The sequence below is a fragment of the Azonexus sp. genome (assembly GCF_036170495.1).
Classification (GTDB): Bacteria; Pseudomonadota; Gammaproteobacteria; order Burkholderiales; family Rhodocyclaceae; genus Azonexus.
The window spans coordinates 1-1,769 of the sequence record NZ_JAVHPH010000426.1 but is presented as its reverse complement, the minus strand read 5'-3'; the positions used below and the strand labels follow the sequence as shown (position 1 = coordinate 1,769).

Below are 1,769 nucleotides of genomic sequence, written 5' to 3'. Positions count from 1 at the left end.
CCATTTCGCCGTGGTCGTCGAAGGCCACCGACATCGCCTGGAACTGCGATCTGGATGCCATCGAGCGCATCGAACGCGTCATTGCCTTCCACGTTGTGGTCAAGGGCGGTCGCGTCCTGAGCGCCGACGAAAAGAAAGTGGTCGCCGCGTTGCTGCACGACCGCATGACCGATTCCGTGCTGCCCGGTTTCGAAGCTGCCGGCGAACTGTTCCGCCATTTCGCGCCGAAGCCGCTGGCTACGGTCGACGTCCTAAAAGGCGGTAAATTGGCCTTGGTCGAGGCCAACTCTTCGCTCGGTCTGGCGCTGTCCGACGACGAAATCGACTACCTGCTGAACATCTTCACCACTGCCGGTCGCAACCCGACCGACGTCGAACTGATGATGTTCGCCCAGGCCAATTCCGAGCACTGCCGCCACAAGATTTTCAACGCTTCCTGGGTGATCGACGGCGAAGCAAGGGACAAGACCCTGTTCGGCATGATCCGCGAAACCCACGCCGCCCACCCGCAGGGTACGGTGATGGCCTACGCCGACAATTCGTCGATCATCGAAGGAGCCAGCATCCAGCGCTTCTACCCGGATGGCGACCATGGCTATTCCTACAAGGAAGAGCTGACCCACATTCTGACCAAGGTCGAAACGCACAACCACCCGACGGCGATTTCGCCGTTCCCGGGCGCCTCCACCGGTTCCGGCGGTGAAATCCGTGACGAAGGCGCCACCGGCAAGGGTTCCAAGCCGAAGGCCGGCCTCTGCGGTTTCTCGGTCTCCAACCTGAATATTCCCGATGCGCTTCAGCCCTGGGAAACGACGGAACAGCGCGCCTACGGCCGCCCGTCGCGCATCGCTTCCGCCCTCGACATCATGCTCGAAGGCCCGATCGGCGCGGCCGCATTCAACAACGAATTCGGCCGCCCGAACCTGACCGGCTATTTCCGCACCTACGAGCAGGATGTCGCCGGCGTCGTCCGCGGCTATCACAAGCCGATCATGATCGCCGGCGGTCTGGGCAGCATCCAGGCCGAGCAGTCGTTCAAGGACGAAACCTTCCCGGTCGGCACCAAGTTCGTCCAACTCGGCGGCCCCGGCATGCTGATCGGCCTGGGCGGCGGCGCCGCTTCGTCGATGACGGCCGGCTCGAACGCCGAAGACCTCGACTTCGCCTCCGTCCAGCGCGGTAACCCGGAAATCCAGCGCCGCGCCCAGGAAGTCATCGACCGCTGCTGGCAGCTGGGCAAGAACAATCCAATTCTTTCCGTGCACGACGTCGGTGCCGGTGGCGTCTCCAACGCTCTGCCGGAACTGGCCCACTCGGGCGGCGTCGGCGCCGTGTTCGACCTGCGCAAGGTGCCGACCGAAGAGCCGGGCATGTCGCCGGCCGAAATCTGGTCCAACGAATCGCAGGAACGCTACGTGCTGGCCATTCCGCCGAACCGCATCGGCGAATTCCAGGCCATGTGCGAACGCGAGCGCTGCCCGTTCGCCGTGGTCGGCGAAGCGACCGGCGACGGCCACCTGACCGTGACCGATGCCCATTTCGGCGTCAATCCGGTCGACATGGAAATGGAAGCGTTGCTCGGCAAGCCGCCGCGCATGACCCGCGACGTCAAGCACGAGCCGGAAACTTTCGTCTCCTTCGACGCCACCGCCATCGAACTCAAGGACGCCGCCTACCGCCTGATGCGTCTGCCGACCATCGCTGACAAGACTTTCCTGATCTCCATCGGCGACCGTTCCGTCGGCGGCATGACCGCCCGCGACCAGATG

1 protein-coding gene is annotated in these 1,769 nt (G+C 63.9%); it reads left to right on the top strand.

Features of this window, described 5'->3' with window-relative positions; genetic code table 11:
• On the top strand, nucleotides 1-1,769 hold a 1,769-nt coding region (purL, locus tag ADADOO_RS15490), incomplete at both ends, for a phosphoribosylformylglycinamidine synthase (RefSeq protein WP_511278403.1).